Source organism: Pseudonocardia broussonetiae (assembly GCF_013155125.1).
In the GTDB taxonomy this organism is placed as follows: Bacteria; Actinomycetota; Actinomycetes; order Mycobacteriales; family Pseudonocardiaceae; genus Pseudonocardia; species Pseudonocardia broussonetiae.
In genome coordinates this window covers 3,549,563-3,572,292 of record NZ_CP053564.1, presented here as the reverse complement: position 1 = coordinate 3,572,292, position 22,730 = coordinate 3,549,563, and the positions used below count along the sequence as shown (strand labels likewise).

Genomic DNA, 22,730 nt, shown 5'->3' with positions numbered 1-22,730 from the left:
GGCTGCTGACCGGCCGGACGCAGCCGTGGGAGACGATCTGGACCCGCGAGCGCGGCCTCACGGTGTCCTGACCGGCCCCCGTCTTCCCCTCCCGGGGACGATCTCCTACCGTCGACCCGGGTGGGCGTCGCGGAGACCGGGCCCACCACCCGTGCGGGCGGTCCGACGAGAGCGGTGGCGCAGCTGAACCGGAAGGGCCTCACGGCGGTCGTGCTGGGCGGCGGTGGCGTGCTCGGCGCGGTCCAGGTGGGGATGCTGCGGGCGCTGGTCGAGGCCGACATCCGCCCGGACCTGGTCCTGGGCACGTCGGTCGGGGCGCTCAACGGTGCGGTGCTGGCCGCACTGCCGCCCGGCGAGGTCGCCGACCGGCTCGACGCGATGTGGGACTCCCCCGACGCGCGGGGGCTGTTCGCCGCCGGGACCGTCGCGCGGCTGCGCGAGTTCGCCCGCAGCGGGGTGGCGGCCCACACCTCGGCCCCGCTGCGGCGGGCGGTCACCGCGGTGCTGGGTGACCGGCTCATCGAGGACATGCCGGTGCCGTTCGCCTGCTGCGCGGCCGGCGTCGAGGACGCGGCGGAGCACTGGTTCGACCGCGGCCCGGCCGTGGACGCCGTGCTGGCCTCGGCCGCGGTGCCGGGCCTCCTGCCGCCCGTCGTCGTCGACGGCCGGCACTACCTCGACGGCGGGCTGGTCAACAGCATCCCGCTGGGCGCGGCGGTCGAGCGCGGCGCCACCCGCGTGTTCGTGCTCCAGGTCGGGCGCATCGACCAGCCGCTGCGCCCGCCCCGACGGCCGTGGGAGGTCGCGATGGTCGCGTTCGAGATCGCCCGCAGGCACCGCTACGCCCGCGACCTGGCGGCGGTGCCCGCCGACGTCGAGGTGCACGTGCTGCCGACCGGGGGCTCACCACCGCGCTGGGACAGCCGTGCCGCGCTGCGCTACGGCGACGTCTCCGCCTCGCGGGCCCGCACCGACGCGGCCTACCGGGCGTCGGCCGAGTACCTGAGCGACGTGACCGGGGGTGTCCGGTGACCCTCCCCCCGCGGTGGGTCCGACGGCTGGTGCTCGCGCCCGCGGTGGTGGCCCTGACGTTCCTCGTGCTGGTCACGCTGCCCGCGTGGCTCGTGCTCGCCGCCGCCCTGTCGCCGCTCCTGCCGGGCCGGCTGCGGGTGCTGCGGGTGACCTGGGTCGTCGTGGTGGCCCTGGTGCTGGAGAGCGCCGTGCTCGGGATCCTGCTGGGACTGTGGGTCGCAGCCGGGTTCGGGCTCGCGCTGCGCACGCCGCGGTTCCAGTACCTGCACTACCGGGTGGTGGGCTGGTACCTGCGCGTGCTCTACCGCGAGGCCGCCCGGGTGCTGCGGCTGCGGGTGGAGATCGAGGGCCCCGACCCGGACGAGTACCTCGACCGGCCGCTGGTGGTGTGCTGCCGCCACGCCGGGCCCGGTGACTCGTTCCTGCTCGTGCACGCACTGGTGAACTGGTACGCCCGGGAGCCGCGCATCGTGCTGGCCGCGGCGCTGCAGTGGGACCCGGCGCTCGACGTGCTGCTCAACCGGCTGCCCAACCGGTTCGTCAGCGCGGGCGGCGGGGACCGGTTGGAGGGACGGATCGGTGAGCTCGCCACCGGGCTGGACCACGACGACGCCTTCGTGATCTTCCCCGAGGGCGGCAACTTCACCGAGCGCCGCCGCCTGGCCGGGATCGCCCGGCTGCGGGCGCGGGGCCTGGAGGAGATGGCCCGCCGGTCCGAGGCCATGCGGCACGTGCTGCCGCCACGCCCCGGCGGGCTCACCGCCGCGCTCGCCGCGGCACCGGACGCCGACGTCGTCTGGGTGGCCCACGCCGGACTCGACCACCTCTTCACGGTGGCCGGCATCTGGCGGGAGCTGCCGCTCGACGCCACGGTCCGGATGCGCTGGTGGCGGGTGCCGGCCGCCGACGTCCCCCGCACGCAGGAGGCCCAGGTCGACTGGCTCTACGGCTGGTGGGAGCGGATCGACGACTGGGTGGACCGCACGCGCTGACCGCGGGACCCCGACGGCCGGGGTCCCGGTCGGGTCAGAGGCGACCGCTGCAGGAGACCGCCGAGTACTCGCTGTCCGTCGCCTCCGCCAGGACGACCCCGTCGACGACGATCCGGCAGGAGACGTCGCCGGACGCACCGGCGGCGGCGAGCGAGTAGTCGGTGGGCCCGTCGGCCGCCGGGACGGTGTACTGCCAGGGCAGCTCCACGTCCGAGACCTGGCCGACCGAGGTCCCCCGGCTGTAGCTGATCACGCCGGCCGACCCGGACCCGGTCACCTCGAAGACCACCTCCGCCGGCGCGGGCGCCGCGGCGGGGTCACCGGTCGCGGCCGCGCCGGTCGGGCCGCTGTCGGCCGACACTCCGAACGCGACCGCGCTCCCCGTCCGTGAGGCTGCGGGCTCGCCGTCCGGGCCGCCGAGGGCGGTCAGCGCGATCGGCACGGCGACGGCGACGGCCGCGGCGGCGCCGGCCACCCACAGCCACTTCCGGCGGCGGGCTGCGCGGACGTCGTCCCGGCCGGTCCGGCCCCGCGGGCTCCGCGGGCCGCTGGTCGCGCCCCGCCCGGGCCCGGCCGACGCCTGCCCGGGCTCCTCGTGCCCGGCCCGCCCCCAGTCGCGCCGCGGGGCGTCCGCGGGCCGCCGGTCGTCGGGCCGGGCCGGAGCACCGCGGGGGTCGGCCCCGACGGCCCGGCCGTGCCGGGCGGTCGGGCGGTCGTCGCCGTCGGACCGGGCCGGACGGCGTCCCTCCCGGCGCGGGTCGGGCGGGGGCGCTCCCGGTCCGGGCGCCTCCGGAGCGCGGCGGTGCCCGCCCCGTGGCCCCTGGTCGCCCCGGCCTGCCGCCGGCCGCTCGGCACCGTGACGGCGGTCGCGGGCCGCGGACGGTCCGGCCGCGTGCTCCCGGTCCGGCGCAGGGACGACCCCGCGCCGTGGTGCCGGGGGCGGCGCGTCGTCGAGCACCCAGCGACCCGTGGCCGGATCGAACCTCGGTCCTGGCACGACGCTCCCCTCGTTGGTCGTACCCGTTCAACGAGGGGGTTGACGGTCGGTGACGGGACGGGTCTGCTCCCCCGGTGCGCCCTCGCCGAGGAACGTCGCCGCCGGGCGTGGGGCGACATCGACCGTGAGACCGAAGACGTCGGGTCTCGAGTAGTGGCCCACGGGGTCGAACTCGCGTCGGGACAGCGCCGCGGTGCGGCGGTCGATCTCGGCGTAGAGGACGCCCTCCTCGCCGTACAACGGGCCGGCCAGCACCGTTCCGTCCGGGCCCACGATCGCGGTTCCGCCGCGCGAGAGCACGTCGTCCTCGTCGCCGTACAGGTCGTCGCGGCCCGGCAGCACCCCGGGCACGTCGGTCCCGCGCAGGAACGAGTTGGCGCCGATGACGAAGACCCGGCCCTCCTTCGCGATGTGGCGCAGGGTCGCGAGCCAGCAGTCGCTCGTGTCCCAGGTGGGGGCGAGGTACACGTCGATCCCGCGGGCGTAGAGCGCGGCCCGGGCGAGCGGCATGTAGTTCTCCCAGCAGATCAGACCGCCGAGCCGCCCGAACGGCGTGTCGAACACCGGCAGCGTGGAACCGTCGCCCTGGCCCCAGATCGTGCGCTCGCCGCCGGTGGCGATCAACTTGCGGTGCCGGCCGGCGAGGGCGCCGTCGGGCGCGAAGTAGAGCAGCGTGTTGTAGAGCGTCCCGCCGACCAGCTCGTTCACCCCGACCGCCACCCACGCCTGCGCCGCGCGGGCCGCCTCGCCCATCCGGTCCGTGGACGCGGACGGCACCGTGACCGCCTCCCGCTCCAGCGCCTCGTAGAACACCCCGTCCCGCCAGGCCGGGGTGCGCCAGACCCAGTCCGGGTAGGTCGGCACGAACGCCTCCGGGAACACCACCAGCCCCGCCCCCTCTGCGGCGGCCTTCGCGGTGAGCTCCACGACCTTATCGACAGTGCCGGCGCGGTCCAGGAACACCGGCGTGGCCTGCACGGCGGCGACGAGCACGGCGCTCACTTCACACCCCACGCGACGACCAGCTCGCACGGTCCCTCGAACCCGCCGGCCCCCTCGAACGCCGCCAGCTCCGTGGCGATCTCCGCCCAGGCCGCGTCGCGCGCGTCCGGGGTGAGCCCGCCGAGCATCTGGTGGAGGGCGCCGAAGGACTCCCGCTCGAACCGGACGCAGTCGGCGGCCGCCGGCAGCCGCAGCGGCGCCGGGACCGACTGGGACCCCACGTCCCGGAACCCGGCGGCCCGCAGCTCCTCCTCCAGCACGCCGGGGCCGCCGAGGCTGAACGGCCCGGGCTGTCCCGGTGCCGGCGAAGGCAGCTGCGCGCGCCGCCGGATGATCGACACCGGCACCGAGAAGAACCCGTTGCGGTCCGGGGTCGAGTAGACGACGGCGGACATCCGGCCGCCGGGGCGGAGCGCCCGGTACTGGCCGGCCAGCGCGCCGGCCCGGTCCGGGAAGTAGATGAGCCCGAGCCGGGAGATCACGGCGTCGAAGGCGGCGGGCCCGACGTCGAGACGCTCGCCGTCCAGCTCCTGGGTGCGGACGGTCGTCAGCCCCTCGGCGGCCGCCGCGGCGGCCGCGTGCCGCAGGATCGCCGGCGAGATGTCGGTGGCGAGCACCTCGCCGGTCGGGCCGACCCGTCGTGCGGCGGCGAGGGTCTGCCCGCCCGCACCGGCGGCGACGTCGAGGACGCGGCTGCCGGTGCCGACGCCCGCCGTGTCCAGCATCAGCTCGGTCGCCTCCCCCAGCCACTCCTCCAGCGTCGGGCCCCAGGCGTGCCACGCGTCGGCGGCGTCCTGCCACTGGGCGCGGGTGGTGTTCTTGTACGAGGTGGGATCGAAGGTGACGGTCACGGCGTGCTCCTCGGGGTCTCGTGGTGGTGCCGACGCCCCTCCTGCGCCAGACGGGCCCCGCGGCCGCCAGATCCCGTCACGCGGTTCCGCCAGGTGGACGCCACGCCGGGGCGCGAACGGGCACAATCCGCGCCATGGCCTTCGTCGGGCGCGCCCGCGCGTTGTCCCGGCTCCTCGCCGCCGTGGAGGAGGCGGAGGGCGGGTGTGCCCGGCTCGTACTGGTCGGCGGCGAGGCCGGCATGGGGAAGACGACGCTGCTCACCGAGGTGGCGGGCCGCTCCGGGCTGCGCGTCGGATGGGGCACCTGCGCCGACGCGGACCGGCTTCCCGCGCTGTGGCCGTGGACCACGGCGCTGCGGGGCCTGACCACCGGCCTCGACCCGGCCGCGGTGAGCGCCCTGGCCCACCCCGATGCCGCCGAACTGGCTCGGCTGCTGCCGGAGCTGGCGGCCGGCGGAGCCGTCACCGATCCGGCCGGCAGTGCCGACGACGCCCGGCTGCGGCTGTTCGACGCCGTGGCCCGGTTCCTGGAGCGGCTCGCCCGGCACGCGCCGGTGCTGCTGGTCCTCGACGACCTGCAGTGGGCCGACGAGTCGACCCTGGCACTGCTGCAGTTCGTGACGCGGGTCTACCGCCCGGTGCCGCTGGTCGTCGTCGTCGCCTACCGGCACGACGAACTCGGGCCCGGCGCCGGGCGGGCCGTGGCCGAGCTGGTCCGCAGCGGTGACCCGGTGCAGCTGAGCGGCTTGTCGGCCGCGGAGGTGTCCGAGCTGGTGACGGGGGTGATCGGCGACGCAGGTGCGCAGCGCTGGGCGGCCGAGGTGCACCGGCGCACCTCCGGGCACCCGTTCCTCGCCCGTCAGCTGGCCGAGCTGCTCGCCGACCCGACGCGGCCGCCGGACGCGGTCCCGCCGGTCGCCCACGAGCTCCTCGCCCGGCGTGTCGACCGGCTCTCCCCCGGTGGTCGGGCCCTGATCGAGGCCGCCGCTCTGGGCGGGGGTCCGCTGCTGCCCGACGTGCTGGCCGAGGTGTGCGGGATGCCGGCGGCCGCCGTCGCGTCGTTCGTCGAGGAGGGGGTGCGGGAGGGTGTCCTGGTTCGCGACACCCACGGGGGTCGTCCGCGGCTCACCCACGACCTGTTCCGCGAAGCCCTCGCCGCCCGGCTCGACGTCGCGGCCCGGATGGAGCTGCACCGCCGCACCGCCGACGCGCTGGAGCACCGGCACCGCCGCGGCGCCGCCGTGGTCGCGGCCGAGCTGGCCCGCCACTGCGCCGCGGCGGTCCCCCTGGAGGGCGGAGAACGGGCGGTCGTCTGGGCGCGGGCGGCGGCGCTGGCGGACTCCGCGCGGTTGGCGTACGGGGAGGCGGCCGCGCACCTCGCACGGGCCCGCCGCGCGCTGGACGACGCCGGCGTGGCCGGGGAGGTGGCGGTCGACCTGCTCGTCGAGGAGGCCGCGGCCCGCGCCCGGTCCGGCGAGCGCGGCGCCAGGGCCCTGCTCGACGACGCCTGGGCGCGCGCCACCGCGCTGGGCGACCCCGAGCGACTGGGCGCCGTCGCGCTGGGCGTGCAACGGCTCGGCGCGCGCTTCGCGATGGCCCGCGACGCGGTGGTGGCGATGCTGGAGACCGCCCGCGCCGCACTGGACGGCACCGGCAGCGCGCTGGAGGCTCAGCTCACCGCCAGCCTGGCCCGCGAGCTGCACCACTCCGTGCCTGCGCACCGGGCGCGCGCCCGGCCGCTGTCGGAACGGGCCATCGAGCTCGCTCGCCGGCGCGGGGACCCGGCCACGCTGGCCGCCTGTCTGCTCGCCCGCCACGACGTGCTCTGGACGCCGGGCCGGGCCGCTGAACGGGTCGGCCTGGCTCGGGAGATCGCCGACCTCGCCGCGCGCACCGGCGACGCCGAGCGGCACGCCGAGGGCCTGCTGCTGCTGGCCAACGCGCTGCTGGAGGAGGGCTCCCCCGCGTTCCGCGCGGCGCTCGCCGACTACCTGGCGGTGACCGACGGGTTCGGGCAGCCCCGCCACGACTACCTGGCCCTCACCCGGCGGGGTGCGCTCGCACTGATCGACGGGCGCCTCGACGAGGCCGACCGGCTCATCGGGGAGGCGAGCACCCTCGGTGAGCGGATCGGCGAGCCCGACACCGGCAACGTCCGGATGTCCCAGCTCCTGGGCCTGGTGCGCGCCCGCCGGGATCCCGACCGGTTGCGCGCGACCGCCGCGGAGGCGATCCGCTGGTGGGTGGGGGTCCCGTCGCACGCCTACGCGGTCGCCGCGGGCCTGCTCGCGATGGCGGGAGAGCCCGGTGACATCGAGGCGGCCCGCCGCGCGCTCGACACGGTCGTCGCCCTCGACGAGTGGCGCAGCGACCACTCCTACCTCTGGTCGGTGTTCGTCGGCGGCATGGCGACGGCTGCGGTCCGCCTGGGCGACACCCAGGTCTGCCGGCAGCTGCTCACCGAGCTGGAACCCGTGGCCGGCTCGTGCGGCGTGAACGGGGCGCTGGTCTGCTTCGTGGGCAGCAACGCGCACTGGGCCGGCGTCCTCGCCGGTGCGCTCGGACGGCCCGACGACGCCCGGCGGCTGCTGACCCGTGCTCTGACGGTGCACCGGCGGCTCGGCGCGCACGACTGGGCCGCCGAGACCGAGCGGGAGCTGGCCGGGCTCGACACGGCACCCGCCCAGGCGGTGGCCGACGCCGAGCTGCGCCGCGACGGGGAGCTGTGGCGCGTCCGCCACCGCGACGTCACCGCCCACCTGCCCGACCTCAAGGGCCTCGCCGACCTGGCGGCGCTCCTGGCGCGGCCGGGGAGGGACGTGCACGTCCTGGAGCTGGCCGGCGCCGGCAACCGGGAACGGGACTCCGGCACCCTGCTCGACGCCACCGCTCGCGCGACCTACCGGCACCGGCTCGCCGAGCTCGACGAGGACCTGGCCGACGCCCGGGCCGACCACGATGCAGGACGTGCGCAGCAGCTCGACGTCCAGCGGGACGCGCTGATCGCCGAGCTCGGCCGGGCCGCGGGGCTCGGCGGGCGCGGGCGGGCGCTCGGCACCAGCACCACCGAGCGCGCCCGCAAGGCCGTCACCGCGCGACTGCGCGACGCGATCGGGCGCATCGCGTCGGTGCACCCGGGGCTCGGAGCACACCTGGACCGCGCCGTGGTCACCGGCACGGTGTGCCGGTACGAGCCCGCCGACCCGTGCACCTGGCAGCTCTAGGCACGATGGATCGCGTGGATCGGGGCGTCCGGCGCCGACCTGGACACCGGGACCACGTTCGCGATCGAGGAGGGACATGACCGCACCGGATGTGGACGTCGTGATCGTCGGCGGCGGCATCGGCGGCCTGGGCAACGCTCTCGCACTCGCCCGGGCGGGCCACACCGTCCGGGTCCTCGAGCAGGCCCCGGAGTTCGGCGAGGTCGGGGCGGGCCTGCAGATGGCGCCCAACGCCACCCGCATCCTGCGCTCGTGGGGTCTGCTCGACGACGTCGTCGGACTCGGGGTCACCCCCCGCCGGCTCGTCCTGCGCGACGCGGTCGACGGCCGGGAGCTCACCCACCTCGACCTCGCCGACGTGGCCCGCCGCTACGGCGCCCCCTACGTCGTGATCCACCGCAGCGACCTGCACTCGATCCTCGTCCGGGCCTGCCGCGACGCCGGCGTCGACCTCGTCACCAGCGCCGCCGTGGACGACGTCGAGACCGACGCCGAGCACGCCACCGCCGTGGGCACGACCCGCCGGGACACCGGCCGGATCGTCGTCGCCGCCGACGGCCTCCACTCGCGGCTGCGCCGCCGGTTCAGCGACGACGAACCGGTCAGCTCGGGCTACGCCGCCTACCGGGGCGTGCTGCCCCTCGCCGACCTCCCCGACACCCGCGACCTCGCCCTCGACGACGTCGTCGTGCACGTCGGCCCCGGCTGCCACCTCGTCCAGTACCCCCTGCGCCGGGGCGAGGTGTTCAACCAGGTCGCGGTCTTCCACTCCCCCGGCGCCCAGGCCGGCGAGGCGGAGTGGGGCACCCCCGACGAGCTCGATGCCGCCTTCGCCGGCACCTGCGCGACCGTCCGCGCCGCCCTGCCCCACCTCTGGCGGGACCGGTGGTGGCGGATGCACGACCGCGAACCGATCGACACCTGGGTCCAGGACCGGCTCGTCCTCACCGGCGACGCCGCGCACCCCATGCTCCAGTACCTCGCGCAGGGCGCCTGCCAGGCGATCGAGGACGCCGACACCCTGGCCGGCCACCTCGCCGGGACCCCCGGGGACTGGGACGCCGCCCTCGTCGCCTATGCGAAGGCCCGCACCGCCCGGACGGCCCTCGTGCAGCGCACGGCCCGCCGGTGGGGCGAGCTCTGGCACTGCGACGGGCTCTTCCGCGCCACCCGCAACGCCCTGCTCACCGACCGGTCACCCACGGACTACCGGCACGTGGACTGGCTCTACGGCGCCTGACCCGGCCCCCCGTCGGAGGTCCGTCCCCCGCGCGCGGAGGCTCGCGAGCAGCTCCTCTGCCGCCGGCGACGGGGCCGCATGGGCCATCCGGCGGTTGCGACCCGGCGTAGCTTGGATCGTCTCCCACCGTGACTCTGACCAGGAGGAACCCGCCATGGCCCGCATGATGATCGACTGCCGGGACCTGCCCAGCGACAGCGGCTGCACGCTCGCCATCGCCGGGGACGACATCGACGACCTGCTGGACGCGGCGGTCCTGCACGCCACCAGCAAGCACGGCCACCCGGACGCCCCCGAGCTCCGCGAGGGCATCCGCAGCGGACTCAAGCCGGCCGACGCCGCGATGGCCTGAGCGCCCACTGACCCGGACGTCCGCCGCCCGCCGAGCCTGCGCGGCTCAGGACATGGTGGGGATGACGAACGAGGATCCGTCCTTGATGCCGCTGGGCCACCGAGAGGTGACGGTCTTGGTCTTCGTGTAGAAGCGGAACGCATCGGTGCCGTGCTGGTTGAGATCGCCGAAACCGGAGGCCTTCCATCCTCCGAACGTGTAGTAGGCGATCGGTACCGGGATGGGGACGTTGATGCCGACCATGCCGGTGTCCACGCGGGCGGCGAAGTCGCGGGCGGCGTCGCCGTCGCGGGTGAAGATGGCGACGCCGTTGCCGTACTCGTGTTCGCTGGGCAGACGGAGCGCTTCCTCGTAGTCGGCCGCGCGGACCACGATGAGCACCGGCCCGAAGATCTCCTCGCGGTAGAGCGTCATGTCGGGGGTCACGTCGTCGAACAGCGAACCCCCCAGGAAGAAGCCGTCCTCGTGGCCCGGCAGGGTGAAGTCGCGGCCGTCGACGACCAGCCGGGCGCCTTCCTGCACCCCGAGTCCGATGGAGTCGGTGACCCGCTGTCTCGCTGCAGCGGTGACGAGCGGCCCGAGGTCCGCGTCGTCGTCGGAGGAGACGCCGATGCGGAGGGCGCGCGTCCTGTCCGCGAGCTTCGCCACGAGCCGGTCCGCGGTCTCCGCACCGACGGGCACGGCGACGGAGATGGCCATGCACCGCTCGCCGGCCGATCCGAACGCCGCCCCGATCAGGGCGTCGGCGGTGCGGTCCAGGTCGGCCCACGACCTCCGGCCCGAGGCGCGGTAGGCCTCACTTCGCGTCGCGGCATGCGCAGGCCTCACGCAGCTGCGTCCGGTTGACCCCCAGGCGCTTCGCCAGCTTGACCTGCGACACCACGGCGCCCGCCGGCAACTGCCCGTGCAGGATCTCGTTGCGCAGGAGCTCGAAGATGGCGTCGACGGTGAGGGAGCCTCCCGGTGCGGCGCGATCGTCCGAGTCGGCCATCTCCTCGGCTGCCGGCTCGGCGGTCACGGCTCCTCCTCCACTGGGCTCCACCGCGACCACGAGCACGCGAAGTGGCGGCAGAAGAACGATCGCGAGGACGAGGGCGGACACGGCGAACTGCTCCGTTGGGCAGTTCTGTCGACAGTAACACGCTGGATGCGGACGATCGGACGGCTGCCGCCGCGCCCGTCCGGTCGTCGCGCGCCGCCGTTGACGGCCGCCGCCCGCCGTCGGGACACCACAGGTCGCCCTTCCGCTGCGGCGACCGACCGTGTCACCCTGGAAGCGATGGCAGCCCGCTTCCCGGCTCAGCGCACGGCAGTCGCTCACTGCGGAGGAACGACCGCATCGTGAACGGCGTCGAGCACGCCACCGTGGCGATGCGGAGGCTGGGGCTCCGGATCGTCGCCCTCGGTGCCGTCGTCGCGGTGTTCGCCCTGGCGGGCGTCGCCGTGTTCATCGCCATGACGGCGTTGATGACTCCCGCAGGCCGCCCGGGTGGGTGCGTGCCCGATTCCGCCGCGGTGCCGATCGAGGCGGCGGGTGGTGCCGATGTCGGGCAGGAGCAGCTGGCCAACGCATCGGTGATCGTCGCGACGGGCCGTGAGCTCGGCGTCCCGGAGCGCGGGCTGTGGGTGGCGCTGGGCACCGCGTTGCAGGAGTCCGGGCTCAGGAACCTCGACTACGGCGACCGGGACTCGCTCGGCCTGTTCCAGCAGCGCCCGTCGCAGGGCTGGGGCAGTCCGGCGGAGGTCCGCGACCCCCGGTACGCGTCGACGCAGTTCTACCAGCGCCTCGTGGCGGTGCCCGGCTGGGTGGACATGCCGCTGTGGCAGGCCGCGCAGACCGTTCAGCGCTCCGCGTTCCCCCTGGCCTACGCGAAGTGGGAGCAGACCGCCGCCGACATCCTGGCCGCCGTGGGCACCGCCACCGGGTCGCGGGGAGCGACCTACGGATGTGCGCCCGAAGGATCGGTGGCCGCGCTGGAAGGCGCCGCGAGCGGGTGCACGGAGGACGATCCCACCACCGCCGGCTGCGTCACGCCGACGACCCGGTACGCGCTGGCCCAGGCCGAGGCGGCCTTCGGAGGGCTGCGCAACGGCCTCCTCGTCCGGTCCACCGGATGCTTCGCGCAGCGGCCCGCCAACGCCACCAGCGACCACCCGCTGGGCAAGGGCTGCGACCTGTTCCCCGGTCGGGGAGGGAGGTTCGCGACCGGCGTCGAGGTCGAGAACGGGTGGCGCGTCGCCGGTTGGTTCCGCACCAACGCCGAGGCGCTCGGCGTGTCCTACGTGATCTGGCAGGGCCGGATCTGGGCGCCCGGCGACGTCGACGCCGGCGGCTGGGGCCGCCGCTACACCGGCGGCGGCGTCTACGATCCCCTCGACGCCGTGGGCGGGCACTACGACCACATCCACGTCAGCTTCCTGCGCTGACGAGGATCATCCGGCCTCGCCCCGGCGGCCGCGGGACGGCCCGTTCGTCGGGCGGCCCGCCCCACGCCCGAACCCCGTGGGACCGCGGGGCTTGAAGATCGAGAGGGCCAGCGGGACGAGCAGCACGACCAGCCCGCCTCCGGCGTGCACCACCAGCGACATCCGGGCCTCGCCGAGGAGCCCCTCCGCCCCTGCCGAGCGCGCCGACACGTCGGCGAGGTAGCCGATCGACTCCATCTGCAGCAGCAGGACGGCCACGGCGACCACGGTGACGGCGAGCTTGACCACGACCCAGTAGTGCCTGATCAGCCCCCACTCCGTGCCCAGCGCCTGCACCAGACCGGTGAGCAGCGAGGCCAGCGCGAGCGGCACGACGGCGAACCGCGCGACCAGGTCCATCCCCACGTAGGAGCTCCGCACGACGACCTCGTCGGACGCGCCCACCCCGGCGACGGCGAGGACGAGGAAGGCCGCGACCGCGCCGATCCAGCCCACGGAGCACGAGACGTGGACGAGGAGCGCCGCCTTGCGCACCGGGCCGCGCATGCTCATGGAGCCGGCGCCGCACCGCTCGACGACTCCACCGGGGCGAGGTGCCGACCGGCCCCCCGAGCGGGTTTCCGGCCCCGGTGGGCGCCTGACCTGGCTCGCCGTACAGCGGCCGCCAGGCTGTTCGTCGCTGTTCTTCCGCGACAGGACGGGCCGGCGGCCGCTGGACGGGACTACTGCTCGGGGGTCAGGACGGGGCTGTTGTGGTAGGCGGCGATCAGCCAGTGGGCGTCGCGCTTCTCGAAGACCCAGGTGGCGTTGACCTTGCGCTGGTCGTCGGTGATCCCGGTCTCGCCGGGGAAGAGGATGGCGGATCGGCTGATGACGATCGCGGCGTCCTGGCCGAGGAAGCGGATGCTGAGCTGCTCGTTGTGGGTGGAGCTGCCCTTGAGGGGACCCGCGAAGCCCTGGGCCATGCTCTGGCGGATCGTCTCGCGGCCGTCGCGGAGAGAGCCGGTCATGATGGCGGTCGCGTCCGTGGTGTAGTCGGCGACCATGCCGTCGGCGTCGCCGGCCTCCCACGCCCCGTACGATTCGGCCAGCACGGCCTGGATCGCGGACTCGTCCTCGACACGGGTGTTCGACATGGGGTGCTCCCTCGTGATCGGCTCGCCCGGGGTGTTCCGGTGAGCTCGCCGATACATACCGACGGCGCGGGCCGAACTCATCGCACCGTCGTCAGGAGATTTCGGCGGGCAGGCCGAAGGCCGCGAAGATCTCGGGGTCCTGGAACACCGAGTTCCGACTGATGCCCTCGGCGGTGACGGTGAAGATCTGCAGCGTGTGCAGCTGGTACCCGTCGCCGACGCGCCGGTAGGCGGCGAATCCGGGCTGGCCGCCGTTGGCGGTGGTCTCCTCGAGGCGCCAGTCCTTGCCGGCGGCGTCGAACACCCAGCCCATGAACAGGGCGTAGTTCGCGCGTCCGATGAACCAGTTGAGCATCGGCGGCATCTCCATGAGGACGTCCTCGGTGATCAGCCGTTTGAGGGCCTCGACGTCGGCGACCTCGAACGCGTTCATGTAGCGCTCGACCCAGGCGCGCTGCTCGGCCGCGGACGGCTCGTCGACCAGTTCCTGCCGGAGCCCGGTCTCCTTCAGACGGGCTCGTGCCCGCTGCAGGGAGCTGTTCACCGACGCGCCGGTGGTGTCGAGGATCTCCGCCGTCTCCGACGCCGAGAAGCCGAGCACGTCACGCAGGATCAGCGCGCCGCGCTGCCGCGCCGACAGGTGCTGCAGGGCGGAGGCGAACGCCAGCCGCAGGCTGCTGCGTTCGATCACGGTCACGGCCGGGTCACCCGCCTGCAGCAGCGAGTCCGGCAGGGGCTGGAGCCAGGCGTGCTCCCCCGGGGCGAGCGGCGCGAGCGGATCCGACGCGGCCACCAGGCCCGACGGCAGCGGCCTGCCGCCGCGGGACTTCAGCGCGGTCAGGCAGGCGTTCGTCGCGATCCGGTACAGCCAGGTCCGCACCGAACTGCGCATCTCGTCGTACTGCTCCCGAGCGCGCCACGCCCGCAGGTACGTCTCCTGAACGAGGTCCTCCGCGTCGTGGACCGACCCGAGCATCCGGTAGCAGTACGCGAGCAGCTCCGTCCGGAACGGCTCGATCCGACGGTCGAAGCCCTCTTCCCCCGACATCACTGCACGCCCCTCCCGCACCGCCGCCCGCAACCATCATGGTCGGCACCCATCGGTGGGGTGTGCCGGGCCCGGCGGGGGCCGCGCCTGCCACCGGAAGCGGTTCGCCTGGAGGGCTTCGCGGCGGGATCACCTCCGCCGATCCGGAGGAACGCTGCGGGCAGCCGGCGGCGGCGACCGGCCGGAACGTGGCCCGGAACGCACTAGCCTGAGCCCATGACGAGGGCGGGGACGGGCTCGAAGGCGGGTGACAAGCGTCGGCGGCTGATCGAAGCGGGGCTCGAGCTGATGGAGGAGCTGCCCTACGCGGACATCACCGTCGCCATGATCGCCGAGAGGGCGAAGATGGCCCGCAGCTTGATCTTCTACTACTTCACGGACAAGGACGCTCTCTTCCGCGGCGTCGTCCACGACCTGCTCGACGGGCTCCGCCGAGTGTTCGAGACGAACGACCTGTCCCTCGCGCAGGACCCTGCGGTGTGGCTGCGCCGTGAGGTGGAGATCTTCCTCGAGTTCATGGCGGCGCACCCGCAGGCCATGGCCACGATCGTCAGCCAGGGGTGGGAGGACGTGGAGGACGACTCCGGGGCCACGATGATGGACTTCACCGCGGGGCGCGTGCAGCAGGCGTTCGGCGCGCACCCGCAGGACCCGCTGCTCGACGCGGCCCTGCACAGCTGGGCCAGCCACTGCGTGGACCTCGCGATCCGCACCCGGAAGACGGCTCCGCAAGCCGACCCGGAGACCGTCGCCGCCCTCCTCATCGGCCAGCTCGAAGCCGTCTTCAGCACCCTCCGGACCGACGCACGCACGGGTTGAGCACCCCTCGACGAATTTGACCGCCAGTCAAGAAATTTCTTGACTGGCGGTCAAATCCTGCGTCATCCTCCTCCGTACGAGGCCGCCGCCAGCGGCAGCCCGGACGAGGAGGTCCCCAGTGAAGTTCGGTGTCTTCTACAACCCGATGGTGCCCAAGGCGCCGGGCCAGGACGATTGGGAGCCCGGCCAGGAGCGCAAGGTCCTGACCGAGATGCTCGAGCAGATCCGCTTCGCGGACAGCCTCGGCTTCGACTACGCGTTCCTCGGCGAGCACCACTTCATGCCCGAGTACGCGCACAACTCGGCCACCGAGGTGATCCTCGGCGCGCTCGCCGAGTCCACGAGCCGGATCCGGATCGCCACCGGGATCGTGCACACCTCGCACAACGACCCGATCCGCACGGCCGAGCGCATCGCCACCCTCGACCAGCTCTCCGGCGGCCGGGTCGAGTTCGGGTTCGGTCCGGGGACGACGCCGGAGATCGCGCACTGGCTCAAGGACGACCTGCCGCGCAAGCGGGAGCGTTCCGACGCGTCCGCTCAGGTCTCGATCGACGTCCTCGGTTCGACCGGCGTGTGGCCGGGCGTGGACAACGAGTGGTTCCGGTTCCCGGCGGGGAACGTCGTGCCGAAGTCGTACCAGAGGCCCCACCCGCCGCTGTGGACGTCGACCGCGCTGCCGAACATGGCGCCCGGGGTCGCGGCGCGCGGGCTGGGGCAGCTGATGCTGACGCTGGCGGGCCCGGACACCGTCGCCGCCGAGGTGCAGGCCTACTGGGACACCCTGCGGTCGGGCTCCGTCAACCCGATGGGCAAGGGGATCAACCCCGCGGTGTTCACCTTCACGATGGGCCTGGTGGCGCCGACCGACGAGCTCGCCGAGGAGCGCGCCCGCGAGGGCGTGGAGTACTACGGCTACGGACTCACCGGTGGCGCGATGGCCCGCATCGGTGACCCGACCCACCACCTCTACGACTCGTTCCAGGACTTCAAGGCGGGTCGGAGTGACATCCGTCCGGAGTCCGGGCTGCCGCAGTTCCTGCTCGACCTGGGCCGCCACTTCGCCGACCTGCCGGGGACGATGATGTGCGGACCCGAGCGTGCTCGGGAGTTCACCCGCCAGATCGAGGCGACCCACGCCGACGGGCTGCTGCTCAACCAGCAGTTCGGCTGGACCAGGCACGAGCACCTCATGGAGTCGCTGGAGATCTGGGCGACCGAGGTGATCCCCGAGTTCCGCGAGCGCGACGCCGAGCACCAGGCGTGGCGCAAGCAGCAGCTCGACGGCATCGACCTCCCGGTCGTGAGCTCACTGTGACCGGCCGGCCGATCACGATCGAGGACCTGACCGTCGACGGCGTCCCCTGCAAGATGGCACGACCCCTCGGGCCAGCGGGAACGGGCGTGGTCGTCCTGCACCAGGCGCCCGGCTACTCCCCCCAGATCGCCGACTGGCTGGAACGGCTCGCCGCCGACGGCCACCTGGTGATCGCGCCGCTGCTCCTGCACCACCGCGGGGAGCAGGCGGTCGACCCCTTCGAGCGGTTCGGCGGGGACCTCGCCGCCTTCGCGGCGTTCCTCCCCGGCGACGAGGAGGTCCGCGGTGACGTCACCGCGGTCCTGGGCTTCCTCCGCGGCTCCGGTGTGGAACCAGGACGGACCGGGATCCTCGGGTTCTCCTACGGCGGCCGGGCAGCCTTCCTGACGGCCACGGAGCACCGCCTCGGCGCCGCGGTCACGTTCTACGGCAACGGGATCCAGAACGACGGCTACCCCGGCAACGACGGGGCGCCGGCGCTGGCCGACCGGGTGCCGCGACTGCGGACCCCGTGGCTCGGTCTCTACGGCGACCGCGACGTCCTGCTGGCCGAGGGGGAGCTCGACGAGTTCGAGGTGTCGCTCCGGGAGGCGCCGGGGTTCACCGAGCTCGTCCGGTACCCCACCGCCGGGCACGCCTTCGACGTCGACACGACCTTCGGTCCCGGGGCACCGAGCACCCTGGACCCCGACGCCGCGACGGACGCCACGGAGAGGACGCGGGCCTTCCTGCGCACCCACCTGTCCGGCGACCCGAACGGTGCCACGCAGGGTCCCCGACCGCTCGAGGGGCAGACGTGACCCGGCCGCTCGACGGCCTGCGCGTGGTCGACCTCGGACAGTGGCTCGCCGCCCCGCTCGTCGCGGCGTGGCTGGCCGACGCCGGCGCCGACGTCGTCCGCGTCGACCCGCCCGGCGGGCCGCGGTGGGCCCACCCCGCCGACGCCGTGCTCCAGCGCGGCAAGCGCAGCATCGTGCTGGACCTCAGATCCGACGGGGACCTCGACGTCGCGCAGCAGCTGGTCGCACGCGCCGACGTCGTCCTGGAGAGCTTCCGGCCCGGCGTCATGGACCGGCTGGGCCTCGGAGCGGAGGCGATGACCACCGCCCACCCCCGCCTGCTCTACTGCTCGATCCCCGGCTTCTCCGCCGACGACCCCCGCGCCGGCCTGCCCGGATGGGAAGGGGTGGTGGAGTCGGCGGCGGGCCTCTACCTCTTCCCCGGCTGCCGCCCGATGGACTACGTCGGCCACCGCGACGGCGAGCCGATCTTCAGTGCGCTGCCGCTGGCGTCGGCGTACGGGGCGTTCGTCGCGGCCCACTCGATCGCCGCCGCGCTCGTCGCCCGCGAACGGTCGGGTCGCGGCCAGCGCATCGAGGTACCGCTGTTCGACGCCGCCTTCGAGCTCATCGGCGCCAACGTCATGCAGACCGAGCGGCCCCGCCCGCCGACCACGGCACCGAAGGTCACCCTCGAGTCCCCCCAGCTGGGTCACTACCGCTGCGCCGACGGGAAGTGGCTCGAGCTGTGCCTGTTCCAGGACCAGCACCTGCGGTGGTTCGCCGACACCTTCCTGCCCCAGGAGCACATCGACGACGGCATGGGCGACGCGGACCGCATGCTGACCGACCCCGACCTGCAGGTTCGAGCCCGCGAGCGCTACGCCCGCCTGCTCGCGACCCGTCCCGCACGGGAGTGGGAGATCGCGATCAACGACGAGAGCGGTGCTTCGGCCGCGCTGTGCCAGACCGCCGAGGAGTGGCTGACCACCGACAGCCACGCCCGGGACTCCGGCGCGGTCATCGACCTCGACGATCACGAGTACGGCACGACCGCGCAGGCCGGCTTCCCCGTCCGCATGTCGAGGACGCCGTGGAGCGTGGCGTTCCCCCGCCGGCCCCTGGACGCGGACCGTGCCGAGATCCTCGGGGAACTCGCCCGGCCGGAGCCCACCCCGGCAGACCCGCCGGCGACTCCCGGTGACGACCCGGCACAGGCCCTCGCCGGCGTTCGCGTCCTGGACATGGCCCAGGTGCTGGCCGGACCGACGGTCGGCCGGATCCTGGCCGAGTACGGCGCGGAGGTCGTCAAGGTCCACAGCCTCCTGGACCGCCAACTGGCCATGCACCTCTACACCAACAGCGGCAAGAGCTCGGTCATGCTGGACCTCAAGACCGCCGAGGGGATGGACGTCTTCCGCACCCTCAGCGCCGATGCCGACATCGTCGTGCAGAACTTCACTCGCGGGGTCGCCGACCGCATGGGCATCGGCGAGCAGTCGGTGCGCACGTACAACCCCGACGTCGTGTACGTGTCGATCAGCGCCTTCGGGCACGAGGGCTACCGCGGCGGGTGGCGGGGCCGTGAACAGCTCGGACAGGGTCCGACCGGGATACAGGTCCGGGTGGGCGGAGACGGCGAACCCGTCATGTCGCCCTACCCGCTCAACGACTACGGGTCGGGGAACCTCGCCGCGTTCGGCGCGCTCCTCGCGCTGTACCACCGGATGCGCGGGGGCGAGGGTCAGCACGTCCAGTCCTCACTGACCCACAGCGCGACGTTCCTGCAGCTCCCGTTCATGGTCGCGTTCCCGGGCCGGGAGTGGGACGAGCCCGCCGGGCCCCGGGCGAGGGGGTGGGGCCCGTTCGACCGGCTCTACGCCGGCTCCGACGACTGGTTCTACCTGTGCGCACCGCGCGGTCTGGACGCCCTACCGGACCTCGCCGGTCTCGACGAGGAGCAGCTCGCGACGACGTTCGCATCGGCCCCGGCCCAGGAGTGGGTCGATCGACTCGTCGCGGCGGGTGTCGCCGCGCACGTCCTGGTCGACCAGTCCGACCTCATGACCGACCCCGTGACCAGGGCCCGCGGCCTGGCGATCGAACGCGAGCACCCGGGCGAGGGCCGGGTGCGCATGGCGGGTCCGTCGGCCCGCCTGAGCCACACGCCCGCACGGGCGACCCGACCTGCAGGACGCCCGGGCTCGGACACCCGCGCGGTGCTCGACGGGCTCGGTCTCGACAGCGCCGACCTCATCGCCCGGGGCGTCGCGAGCGACGGACTGCCCGACGGCACGGAGTTCATCGGGCTCTTCCGCTGAGTCAGCGCGAAGTGCCACCCACCGCACACGAGAGGTGATCCGTTGACCACGACCCCCCGCTTCGAGCTGGCGCACATGGCCCACGCCGAACTCCACACCCCCGACCTCGAGGGCAGCCTCTGGTTCTTCACCCGGCTCCTCGGCATGCGCGAGACCGCCCGCCACCAGGACTCGATCTACCTGCGCTGCTACGAAGACCCCTACCACCACAGCCTCAAACTCACCGCCCACGACCGACCCGGCCTGGGCAACATCGGCTGGCGCACCACCTCCCCCGACGCCCTCCAACGCCGCGCCACCGCCCTCGACCAAGCCGGCCTCGGCACCGGCTGGACCACCGGCGACATCGGCGTCGGCCGCACCTTCGGCTTCACCTCCCCCGACGGACACCCCATGGAACTCGTCTGGGACATCGAGAAGTACACCGCCCCACCCGCACTGCAGTCCCGGATCCTCACCCGCCGCTCCAAGCGCCCCCTCCACGGCCTCCCCCCGCGACGCCTGGACCACGTCAACCTCATGGCCTCCGACGTCACCACCCAGAAGGAACTCTTCGAACACACCCTCGGGTTCCAGACCCGCGAACGCGTCATCGACGCCGCCGACGGCGGCACCGAGATCGGCGCCTGGCTCAGCGTCAACAACCTCGGCCACGAGATGGCCGTCATGCGCGACCAGACCGGCACCCGGGGCCGCCTGCACCACCTCGCCTTCTGGTACGGCGTCCCCCAGCACAACACCGACGCCGCCGAACTCTGCCGCGAGTACGGCATCCAGATCGAAGCCGGCCCCGACGTCCACGGCATCACCCAAGGCGCGTTCCTCTACGTCTTCGAACCCGGCGGCAACCGCATCGAACTGTTCGGCAACTCCGGCATCCTCCAGTTCGAACCCGACCACGACACCGTCACCTGGGACCTCGCCGACTTCGACACCGGCCTGGCCATCGGCGGCGCCACCCTGCCCGCCGAGACCTACTTCGTCTACGGCACCCCCGGCACCGACGGCCAGGACAAGCTCCTCGACGGCTGGAAGGACCGCGACCTCGTCCCGGGCGGGGAAGCACCATGACGAACCGCTTCACCGGCAAGATCGCCCTGGTCTCCGGGGCGGCTCGGGGCCAGGGCCGCAACCACTGCGTCCGGCTGGCGGCGGAGGGCGCCGAGATCATCGCGTTCGACGTCGCCGGACCTGTCCCCGGGCAGGGGACGCCGGTGGCGACACCGGAGGACCTCGCCGAGACCGTGCGCCTGGTCGAGGAACTCGGTCGGCGGATCGTCGTCGGCGTGGCCGACGTCCGGGACGCCGACGCCGTCGCCGACCTCGTCGACCGCGGCGTCGACGAGCTCGGCGGACTGGACGTCGTCGTGGCGAACGCCGGCATCTCCGGCATCCCCGGTCCCGTCGCGCAGACGACACCCGCCAACTGGGCGGCGGTCGTCGACACCAACCTCAGCGGAACGTTCCACACCGTGCGCCCGGCGATCCCGCACCTCATCGCGCGGGGCGGCGGCGCGATCGTCATCGCGAGCTCGTCGATCGGGCTGAGGTCCGTGCCGAACATGGCCGCCTACGGCGCCACGAAAGCCGGTCTCACGGGCCTGATGCGGACCCTGGCCCTGGAACTGGCCGAGCACTCCATCCGTGTCAACACCGTCAACCCCACCACCGTCGCCACGCCGATGGTGCGGAACGCGGTCAGCTACCGGCTGTTCCGGCCCGACCTCGACGACCCGACGGAGGCCGACGTCCTGCCCGTCTTCCGGACGCTGAACGCACTCCCGACACCCTGGGTCGAGTCGGACGACGTCAGCAACGCCGTGCTGTTCCTCGCCTCCGAGGAATGCCGCTACGTCACCGGTATCGCCATGCCGATCGACGCCGGATACGCCGTGAGATGACGACCACTCCCCCTCGAGAGGCACATCGACGAACAGCGGCCGCAGCGCCGCTACCGCGCCGGCGCCCGGTGCGCCGTCCGGACCCGGCGATGGGCGACCGTGACAGCGGTTCGCACCACGTTCGACCCCATGACGGTTCGCGAGCTGACCGGTGAGCTGGATGAGAGCGGGTCAGGAGGGTGGGCGCGGCAGGGTTCGAACCTGCGACCGCTCGGGTGTAAGCCGAGAGCTCTTCCGCTGAGCTACGCGCCCGCCGGGCCGGGACCCTCGGGCCCCGGCGCGGGTGTCACACGGCCGCGAGGGCCTTCTTCCAGACGTCCTGGTCGCGGGCCTCGCCGGGCCCGTTGACCTCGGCGAAGCGCACCACGCCGGTCTTGTCGACGAGGAACGTGCCGCGGACGGCCATGCCGGCCTTGTCGTGGAACACGCCGTAGGTCTGCGCGGTCCGGCCGTGCGGCCAGAAGTCGGAGAGCAGGGGGAACTCGTAGCCCTGCGCGTCGGCCCAGGCCTTCAGCGAGAAGGTGGGGTCGACGGAGACGCCCAGCACCTGCACGTCGTCGTTCTGGAACGTGGGGAGGTCGTCGCGGATCGCGCACAGCTCGCCGGTGCACGTGCCGGAGAACGCGAACGGGTAGAACACGACCAGCACGTTCTTCTCGCCGCGGAACGACGAGAGGGTCACCTCTTCGTTGTTCTGGTTCTTCAGGGTGAAGTCGGGGGCTTCGGTTCCCACCTCGGGCGCCATGTGTACGTGCCTCTCCAGAATTGCCGGTTGCTCGGGCAACAGGAGCCTACTGTTCAGCGGCGGGACTTGGCCGCCTTCGGGGCGACCAGGCGGGCCCCGGCCCACTTGTCGCCCACGCTGACGTTGGAGGTCTGGGAGAGCCCGGCCGTCGGTGCGGCCTCGGCGATCTCGCTGGGCTCGACGTGCCCGGGGCGGCCGGTCTTGGGGGTGAGCACCCAGATCACGCCGCTCTCGGCGAGGGGCCCGCCCGCGTCGACGAGCGCGTCGACGAGGTCGCCGTCGCCCTCCCGCCACCACATCAGCACGAGATCGACGACGTCGACGGCGTCCTCGTCGAGCAGGTCGTCGCCCGCTCTCTCCTCGACGGCGTCGCGCACCGCCTCGTCGACGTCGGTGTCCCACCCGAGTTCCTGGACGACCATGCCCGGCTCCACGCCGAGCTTGCCCGCGATGTCGGACTGCCGTCCGGCATCTTCCGCGGCGACCACGCCTGTGTACCCCACTCTCCTGCTGTCGGTCCGGATCTCAAATCCGAACACGTGACCC

General features: G+C 73.9%; 21 protein-coding genes, 1 tRNA gene and 1 pseudogene. 12 read left to right on the top strand and 11 right to left on the bottom strand.

Annotation, left to right across the window (positions count from 1 at the left end; genetic code table 11):
- The first annotated feature begins 120 nt into the window (after positions 1-120).
- Positions 121-1,032: a patatin-like phospholipase family protein gene (locus tag HOP40_RS17635; protein ID WP_205347221.1), complete on the top strand. Its 912-nt coding sequence runs from the start codon at positions 121-123 to the stop codon at positions 1,030-1,032.
- On the top strand, positions 1,029-2,024 hold the full coding sequence (locus HOP40_RS17630) for a 1-acyl-sn-glycerol-3-phosphate acyltransferase (RefSeq protein WP_172159987.1): 996 nt from the start codon (positions 1,029-1,031) through the stop codon (positions 2,022-2,024). The genes HOP40_RS17635 and HOP40_RS17630 overlap by 4 nt, the downstream gene beginning before the upstream one ends.
- A gap of 34 nt (positions 2,025-2,058) precedes the next feature.
- Here the strand turns inward: HOP40_RS17630 and HOP40_RS17625 are convergent, their stop codons facing one another.
- The 3 genes from HOP40_RS17625 to HOP40_RS17615 are packed head-to-tail and all read right to left on the bottom strand — an operon-like array spanning position 2,059 to position 4,874.
- Positions 2,059-3,021, bottom strand: coding sequence for an MmpS family transport accessory protein (locus HOP40_RS17625; RefSeq protein ID WP_172159985.1), 963 nt, complete (start codon positions 3,019-3,021; stop codon positions 2,059-2,061).
- A 27-nt stretch (positions 3,022-3,048) separates the two neighbouring features.
- Positions 3,049-4,023, bottom strand: coding sequence for a carbon-nitrogen hydrolase family protein (locus HOP40_RS17620; protein ID WP_172159983.1), 975 nt, complete (start codon positions 4,021-4,023; stop codon positions 3,049-3,051).
- The gene (locus tag HOP40_RS17615; RefSeq protein ID WP_172159980.1) at positions 4,020-4,874 is read right to left on the bottom strand and encodes a class I SAM-dependent methyltransferase; all 855 of its coding nucleotides are present in this window, start codon (positions 4,872-4,874) and stop codon (positions 4,020-4,022) included. Before HOP40_RS17615 ends, HOP40_RS17620 begins: the two co-directional genes overlap by 4 nt.
- Before the next feature lie 134 nt (positions 4,875-5,008).
- Here HOP40_RS17615 and HOP40_RS17610 point away from each other — a divergent pair, with 134 nt between their 5' ends.
- From HOP40_RS17610 to HOP40_RS17600, 3 genes are all read left to right on the top strand, one after another.
- Positions 5,009-8,098, top strand: coding sequence for an ATP-binding protein (locus tag HOP40_RS17610; protein WP_172159978.1), 3,090 nt, complete (start codon positions 5,009-5,011; stop codon positions 8,096-8,098).
- 76 nt (positions 8,099-8,174) lie between these two features.
- Positions 8,175-9,338 carry an FAD-dependent monooxygenase gene (locus HOP40_RS17605; protein WP_172159976.1) on the top strand — a complete coding sequence of 388 codons (1,164 nt, stop codon included), beginning with the start codon at positions 8,175-8,177 and terminating at the stop codon, positions 9,336-9,338.
- A 154-nt stretch (positions 9,339-9,492) separates the two neighbouring features.
- A complete protein-coding gene (locus HOP40_RS17600) occupies positions 9,493-9,690 on the top strand; it encodes a DUF1059 domain-containing protein (RefSeq protein WP_172159974.1) in 198 nt (65 codons plus the stop codon).
- 45 nt (positions 9,691-9,735) lie between these two features.
- Here the strand turns inward: HOP40_RS17600 and HOP40_RS17595 are convergent.
- Together HOP40_RS17595 and HOP40_RS17590 are read right to left on the bottom strand one after the other, a co-directional pair.
- Positions 9,736-10,455 (bottom strand): annotated as a pseudogene (locus HOP40_RS17595) (aldehyde dehydrogenase family protein); the annotation flags it as partial.
- Positions 10,456-10,486: 31 nt separating this feature from the next.
- A complete protein-coding gene (locus tag HOP40_RS17590) occupies positions 10,487-10,708 on the bottom strand; it encodes a GntR family transcriptional regulator (protein WP_172159972.1) in 222 nt (73 codons plus the stop codon).
- A 323-nt stretch (positions 10,709-11,031) separates the two neighbouring features.
- On the opposite strand from HOP40_RS17590, the gene HOP40_RS17585 reads away from it, so the two are divergent.
- Positions 11,032-12,117, top strand: coding sequence for a VldE C-terminal domain-containing protein (locus HOP40_RS17585; RefSeq protein WP_172159970.1), 1,086 nt, complete (start codon positions 11,032-11,034; stop codon positions 12,115-12,117).
- 6 nt (positions 12,118-12,123) lie between these two features.
- On the opposite strand, the gene HOP40_RS17580 is transcribed toward HOP40_RS17585, so the two are convergent.
- The 3 genes from HOP40_RS17580 to HOP40_RS17570 all read right to left on the bottom strand — a co-directional run bounded on the left by HOP40_RS17580 (position 12,124) and on the right by HOP40_RS17570 (position 14,301).
- The gene (locus HOP40_RS17580) at positions 12,124-12,669 is read right to left on the bottom strand and encodes a hypothetical protein (RefSeq protein ID WP_172159968.1); all 546 of its coding nucleotides are present in this window, start codon (positions 12,667-12,669) and stop codon (positions 12,124-12,126) included.
- A gap of 170 nt (positions 12,670-12,839) precedes the next feature.
- Positions 12,840-13,253, bottom strand: a complete 414-nt coding sequence (locus HOP40_RS17575) for an SgcJ/EcaC family oxidoreductase (protein ID WP_172159966.1) — start codon at positions 13,251-13,253, stop codon at positions 12,840-12,842.
- A 91-nt stretch (positions 13,254-13,344) separates the two neighbouring features.
- Positions 13,345-14,301 (bottom strand): sigma-70 family RNA polymerase sigma factor, encoded by a 957-nt coding sequence (locus tag HOP40_RS17570; RefSeq protein ID WP_172159956.1) that lies wholly within the window; start codon positions 14,299-14,301, stop codon positions 13,345-13,347.
- Positions 14,302-14,517: 216 nt separating this feature from the next.
- On the opposite strand from HOP40_RS17570, the gene HOP40_RS17565 reads away from it, so the two are divergent.
- From HOP40_RS17565 to HOP40_RS17540, 6 genes are all read left to right on the top strand, one after another.
- A complete protein-coding gene (locus tag HOP40_RS17565) occupies positions 14,518-15,120 on the top strand; it encodes a TetR/AcrR family transcriptional regulator (RefSeq protein WP_172159954.1) in 603 nt (200 codons plus the stop codon).
- Positions 15,121-15,238: 118 nt separating this feature from the next.
- Positions 15,239-16,438, top strand: coding sequence for an LLM class flavin-dependent oxidoreductase (locus tag HOP40_RS17560; RefSeq protein WP_172159952.1), 1,200 nt, complete (start codon positions 15,239-15,241; stop codon positions 16,436-16,438).
- Positions 16,435-17,238, top strand: coding sequence for a dienelactone hydrolase family protein (locus HOP40_RS17555; protein ID WP_172159950.1), 804 nt, complete (start codon positions 16,435-16,437; stop codon positions 17,236-17,238). The genes HOP40_RS17560 and HOP40_RS17555 overlap by 4 nt, the downstream gene beginning before the upstream one ends.
- Positions 17,235-19,538, top strand: a complete 2,304-nt coding sequence (locus HOP40_RS17550) for a CaiB/BaiF CoA transferase family protein (RefSeq protein ID WP_172159948.1) — start codon at positions 17,235-17,237, stop codon at positions 19,536-19,538. Before HOP40_RS17555 ends, HOP40_RS17550 begins: the two co-directional genes overlap by 4 nt.
- Before the next feature lie 42 nt (positions 19,539-19,580).
- Positions 19,581-20,609 carry a VOC family protein gene (locus tag HOP40_RS17545; protein ID WP_240157730.1) on the top strand — a complete coding sequence of 343 codons (1,029 nt, stop codon included), beginning with the start codon at positions 19,581-19,583 and terminating at the stop codon, positions 20,607-20,609.
- Positions 20,606-21,439 (top strand): mycofactocin-coupled SDR family oxidoreductase, encoded by an 834-nt coding sequence (locus HOP40_RS17540; RefSeq protein WP_172159946.1) that lies wholly within the window; start codon positions 20,606-20,608, stop codon positions 21,437-21,439. The genes HOP40_RS17545 and HOP40_RS17540 overlap by 4 nt, the downstream gene beginning before the upstream one ends.
- 180 nt (positions 21,440-21,619) lie before the next feature.
- Here the strand turns inward: HOP40_RS17540 and HOP40_RS17535 are convergent.
- From HOP40_RS17535 to HOP40_RS17525, 3 genes are all read right to left on the bottom strand, one after another.
- A tRNA-Val gene (locus HOP40_RS17535) sits at positions 21,620-21,691 on the bottom strand.
- A 34-nt stretch (positions 21,692-21,725) separates the two neighbouring features.
- On the bottom strand, positions 21,726-22,184 hold the full coding sequence (locus tag HOP40_RS17530) for a peroxiredoxin (protein WP_172159944.1): 459 nt from the start codon (positions 22,182-22,184) through the stop codon (positions 21,726-21,728).
- A 53-nt stretch (positions 22,185-22,237) separates the two neighbouring features.
- Positions 22,238-22,672: a DUF3052 domain-containing protein gene (locus HOP40_RS17525; RefSeq protein WP_172159942.1), complete on the bottom strand. Its 435-nt coding sequence runs from the start codon at positions 22,670-22,672 to the stop codon at positions 22,238-22,240.
- Positions 22,673-22,730 lie beyond the last annotated feature (58 nt).